The 5123-nt window shown below is 60.7% G+C and carries 3 protein-coding genes; all 3 read left to right on the top strand.

Features of this window, described 5'->3' with window-relative positions:
- The first annotated feature begins 22 nt into the window (after window positions 1-22).
- Entirely contained in the window at window positions 23-2215 is a 2193-nt protein-coding gene (locus ABX749_RS21140) for a DUF1549 domain-containing protein (protein ID WP_372897722.1), read from the top strand.
- Between the two features lie 11 nt (window positions 2216-2226).
- A complete protein-coding gene (locus tag ABX749_RS21135; protein WP_372897721.1) occupies window positions 2227-3567 on the top strand; it encodes a DUF1501 domain-containing protein in 1341 nt (446 codons plus the stop codon).
- A 245-nt stretch (window positions 3568-3812) separates the two neighbouring features.
- A partial coding sequence (locus ABX749_RS21130) for a serine protease (protein ID WP_372897720.1) occupies window positions 3813-5123 on the top strand: 1311 nt, incomplete at its 3' end.

Genomic DNA, 5123 nt, shown 5'->3' with positions numbered 1-5123 from the left:
GTTGTCGCACTGTCGCGTCGTGATGTCGGCGTTGATGTTGGTCGCGTTCTGTAGCGTCGTATCGCATGGCGAAGATCTGCCACACCAGAACGCTGCGGCGGGCGATGCCGTCAGTTTCGAACTCGACGTGCAACCGATCTTAGCCGCACAGGGTTGCAACGCCGGCGCCTGTCACGGCAAGCAACGCGGGCAGAATGGTTTCCAGCTCTCACTGCTCGGCTTTGATTCCGACTTCGACCACGATGCGATCGCCCGTCAAGCGCGGGGGCGGCGGCTGAGCATCGCCTCACCGGAATCGAGTCTGTTGATCCAGAAAGCGACGGCGGAGTTGCCACACGGCGGCGGTCGAAAAATCGAAGTCGGCTCGGACGCCTATCACACGCTCCTCGCGTGGATCCGCCAAGGCGCTCCCCGTCGGCTGGCGGACGAACCCCTGCTGGAATCGGTCGAGTTGAAACAGACCGAATTTGCGTTAACACCCTCGGGCACCGCCGAACTGTCGACCGTCGCGACCTACAGCGACGGGACGACGCGTGACGTCACCAAGATGACCAGTTATTTGTCCAACGATGCCGCCATCGTGCAAGTCGATTCGAATGGCCGATTGAAGGCCGGTCCGGTCCCGGGCGAGACCGCGGTGATGGCGCGTTACATGAATCACATTCGCGTGGCCAACGTCAGCATCCCGCGGACCGAAGCGTTGCCCGATGGATTTTACGACGACCTGCCGCGCGCGAACTTCATCGATGACTTGGTGTACGAAAAACTGAGTCAACTGCAGATCCGAGTCTCCGAGCCGGCAAGCGACGCCATCTTCTTGCGCCGCGTTTACACCGATGTGATCGGCCGCTTGCCCTCGGCACAGGAAGCTCAACAGTTTCTCGACAGCCAAGACAGCAACAAACGCGAGCAACTGGTCGACCACTTACTGGAACAACCCGAATACGTCGATCACTGGGCGAACCAATGGGCGGATCTGTTGCGTCCGAATCCCTATCGGGTCGGCATCAAGGCGGTACTCAATTATGACAACTGGATACGGCAGCAATTCCGTGAAAACGTTTCGCATGACGAATTCGCTCGTCGATTGATCACCGCCAAGGGCAGCACCTGGCACAACGGTGCCGCCACGTTGTTTCGCGACCGCCGCAGCCCTGATGAAGTCGCCACGCTGGTCAGCCAGCTTTTCCTCGGTGTGCGGCTGGACTGTGCGAAGTGTCATCATCATCCGTTTGAGAAGTGGAGCCAACACGACTTCTATTCCTTCGCCGCGTTCTTCGGAAAAGTCGGCCGCAAGGGCACGGGGCTTTCGCCGCCCATCTCCGGTGGTGAAGAGATCGTGTACGTTTCCACCAAGGGAGACGTCCGGCATCCGGTGACCGAAGAAGTCCTCCCACCGGCTCCGCTGTTCGGGACGATCGACCTGGCCGAAGACGACGACCCGCGCGAAGCCCTGGTCGACTGGATGGTCTCCGCCGACAACCCGTATTTTGCCGCCGTCCAAGTCAATCGCGTTTGGGCACAACTGATGGGACGCGGCATCGTCGATCCGGTCGATGATCTCCGCAGCACCAATCCGCCCAGCAATCCCGCGTTGCTCGATGCATTGGCCGAACACTTTCAACAATCCGGCTACGATCAGAAGCAGCTGATCAAGACAATCGTGCTTTCCAACGTGTACGCGACCCGTTCAACGCCCAACGAATCCAACGCCAGCGATCGGCTGAACTACTCGCGTCACTACCGGCATCGTTTGCGTGCCGAAGTCCTGGCCGAAGCGGTCGCCAACGCCACCGAGACGAGCGAATCGTTTTCCGCATTGGCTCCCCAGTCGCGTTCCAATCAAGTTTGGACGCACCGCATCGAATCAGTTTTCCTGGACACGTTCGGCCGTCCGGATCCGAACCAGGATCCTCCCTGCGAACGGATCGCGGACTCCTCGGTCACGCAAACCTTGCACCTGATGAACTCGCGTGAGATCGACGGACGCATTCGCAGCGACTCCGGTCGCGCCGCACGGCTGGCCGGCAGCGAGTTGTCGGCCGCAGAGATCGTGACGGAACTGTACCTGGCGATTTTTTCTCGTCGGCCGACCGCCGACGAGCAACGATACTGCGAATCACTGATCACCGCCGCGGGCGAAGAACGACGCGGCGCGATCGAAGACTTGATGTGGGCGATGATGAACGCTCCCGAATTCATTATTCAAAATTGAGATCAACCACGATGGCTAAAAGCTGGACGAATTGCGAAGGCCTGACCCGCCGCGATGGATTGAAACTGGGGTTGGGTGGGCTGATCGCCGGAGGCCTTTCGGGCGCCCTGAGCGCCCGCGCTCGAGCCTCTTCGGCAGCGGATCCGAAACACCGCACCGCTCAAGCCGACGCTTGCATCTTGGTGTGGCAAGACGGTGGTCCGAGTCACTATGAGACGTTTGACCCCAAGCCCGACGCACCGGTCGAGATTCGCGGGGCGTATCAGCCGATCGCCACCCAAACCCCCGGCGTGCAATTCGCACAGCCGATGAAGAAACTGGCGGCGATCAGCAACGACTTGGCAATCGTCCGCTCGATTCGCCATGACCAGGGCAACCACGGCGCCGGCAACCATTACATGATGACCGGCGCACCGCCGCGGATCCCGGTCGGTTGTGGTGCCTTTGTCAGTTTCCACCCCAGCCTGGGCAGCGTGGTGGCCAAGGAAATCGGCGCGCCCCACGGCATCCCCGCCTATTTCTCGCTGCCCCGCATGTCTCGCTCCGGCGGCCCCAATTTCTTGGGCAGCAAGTACGCGCCGTTCGTCGTGCCCGACAGCCCCAACAGTTCCAGCTTTCGCGTCCGTGACGTCACCATCCCCAGCGGATTGACCGGCGACCGGTTCACATCACGACAACAGATTCGCAAACACATCGACACGATGCTTCGATTCAACGAGGCGTCGGTCGCCGATCCGACCTTGGCCGTCGATGAGTTTTATGGCCAGGGGATGCAGATCATCAGCAGCAAAGAAGCCCAAGCGGCCTTCGACATCCATCAGGAATCGGACGAAGTCCGCGATGCCTATGGCCGCAACACCTTCGGCCAGCAAGCCTTGCTGGCCAGGCGACTGGTTGGTGCGGGCGTTCCCTTCGTGACGCTTTATCATGGCGGTTGGGACCACCACACCAATATCTTCAAGTCACTGGACGACAAACTGCCTCCGTTCGAAGCGACGATCGCTGCCTTGATTTCGGACCTGAAACAACAAGGCATGCTCGAGCGGACGCTGGTGGTCGTGTTGGGCGAATTCGGGCGGACGCCGAAGATCAACAAGGACGGCGGACGCGACCACTGGTCCAACGCGATGAGCGTGATGTTCGCCGGCGGACAGACCCCCGGTGGCCAGGTCGTCGGAGCCACCGATCGACAAGGTTACGCCGCCATCGAACGTGTGCTGTCGCCTGAAAACTTCGTCTCGACGATCTACCAAAAACTCGGAATCGATCCCGGCCAAATGATGTACACGCCGGAAGGACGCCCGACCCACTTGGTCAGCGACGCCACCCCGATCGACGAGTTGATGGGTTAGTGATGATGCCGTTGTTTCAACACCGTTCGGGAAGTTCGGTTGTCGCAATTTCGTCGCACGAGTTCGAGCGGCAATGGATTGGTCCTGCGCGTGGCACCGGCCGGTATCGCGTGCCGATCTCGAATCGTTTGTTTCCGGTGCTTTGCAAGGTTTTAGCGGCAGGGCGGAAGCCCAATGCCACTTACTCTGGCAACGACGGTGTTAGCGGAACGGCGCGAGCCGTCCGGTTTCGGTGCGAAAACACCTTGAAAGACCGGAGGGCTCGCGCCCTACCGCTAAAAAGTGCTTCACAGCGTCGCCCGCTGGGATCGGGCACTCGCGCCGGTCGCTTACGCGTCCCGCTGGGATCGGTGATCCTTGCTTGCGTGTTTTCGGTTTGCGTGCTTTCGCCTCCGACCGCTCAGGCACAACTCAAGCTCGATCGAGTCTTTCCCGCGGCGGTTGCCACGGGCAGCGAAACGGAGATCACGGCGGAAGGAAAGTTTCCCAAGTGGCCGCCGGCGGTCGCTTGCGATCGAGACGACGTTGAAATCACGCCCGCGAAAGACTCGGGCAAGTTCACCGTCAAAATCCCGCCGACCGCGCCGCCGGGCGTGGCCTGGATCCGGCTACACGACGAACAATCCGCCACGCAGCTCCATCCGCTGATCATCGCGCCGATCGCCGTGACCAATGAAGTCGAACCCAATGACAAACGCGACGACGCCCATCGAGTGACCCTGCCGGCGGTGGTTGCCGGACGATTGGCCAAGAATGGTGACAGCGATGCCTATCGCGTCTCGCTCAAATCCGGTGAGCAACTCGTCGCTTCGGTCACCGCAAACCAATTGCTTCAATCACCGATGGATGCCGTCTTGCAGCTGACGGACCTTCGCGGCAACGTGCTGGCACAGGTGGATGACGCCCGCGGGCTGGACCCGCAACTGGTCTATCGATGCGAGGCCGACCAGGACGTACTGGTCCGCATCTTTGCGTTTCCCGAAACGCCCAACAGCACCGTCGGCTTCGGCGGATCGAGCAGCTTTGTTTATGTCTGCGACATCACAACGGGTCCGTTCTTGGACCATCTGGCCATCCGCGGCGACACCGCCCTGCCCTTCGGCCACAACCTTCCCGAATCGTGCCCCGTCGTGCTGTCTCCCGCAACCCGTGTGGCCCCGTCGACGGCGTCGGTGCCGGACGGACTCGGTTGGTTCTGGGTGGCACGCCAGGACGATGACGCGGTGCATTTGCATCACGGCGACGAATTCGACGGATCGCTCCCCGCAGTTCTCGCTGGATGTATCACCGAACCCAAAGAAACACACACGTATTCGTTTGCCGCGGTCAAAGGCAAAACGTATCGCGCCGAAGTGCGATCGAAAGCCGATGGTTTTTTGCTCGATTCAAAATTGACGATCAGCGATCAGAAGTCGGGCGGTGTGCTGGCCAGCAACGATGACCTCTCACGGGGCAACTACGACGCCGGCGTCGACTTCACGGCGAAAGAAGACGGCCAGGTTGACGTGACGGTGTCCGACATGATCGACGGATACGGCCCGCGGCATTTCTACCAG

It is taken from the genome of Stieleria sp., assembly GCF_041595215.1.
Taxonomy (GTDB): Bacteria; Planctomycetota; Planctomycetia; order Pirellulales; family Pirellulaceae; genus Stieleria; species Stieleria magnilauensis.
The sequence above is the reverse complement of the archived record's forward strand: the minus strand, read 5'-3'. Positions and strand labels throughout refer to the sequence as shown.